We start from the raw sequence: 501 nt of genomic DNA on the forward strand, positions 1-501 counted from the left end.
TTAATGCTTTTTTCCTTACCTCTACATATTTATGCATACTATCTAGATTCCTATGGATCGAATCCAGTAAATTATCATAAACTATGACATCAACATTATTTTCTGATAAACTAGCTTCTAAAGCCGAACTGTAATTTCTTATTCTGGCAGTTATGATGTTTTTCTTAATATTTCCATTTAATGTTGATGCTAATGTGTTTCTAAACTTAAAGAATACATTATAAAATTCATAAAAAACTTTTTTCCTAAATTCCCTATCTCTATCTTCTAATAACTGAATAAAATTACCTTTAGTAATTTCTATTTCTGTGCCATTCTTATTTATAACAGGGAAAGTTAAATCAGCTCCGTTGAAGATTGAGTAAATATTTTCAGGAGCCATCAGAGCCTCGCTATATTGTGCGATTATCGATTCTTCTTTATCTGACAATATATGTTCTTTCCTTCTTAGTATATCATCTATGAAATGCTCATATATTTTTAATCTAGAGTCTTCTTTAA

The 501-nt window shown here is 28.1% G+C and carries 1 protein-coding gene; it reads right to left on the reverse strand.

Going from position 1 to position 501, the window contains the following annotated elements:
* On the reverse strand, positions 1-478 hold a 478-nt coding region (locus R7P64_RS24810; RefSeq protein ID WP_318124310.1), incomplete at its 3' end, for a M3 family metallopeptidase.
* Positions 479-501 lie beyond the last annotated feature (23 nt).

It is taken from the genome of Vibrio sp. 2304, from assembly GCF_033339475.1.
GTDB classification, from domain to species: Bacteria; Pseudomonadota; Gammaproteobacteria; order Enterobacterales; family Vibrionaceae; genus Vibrio; species Vibrio alginolyticus.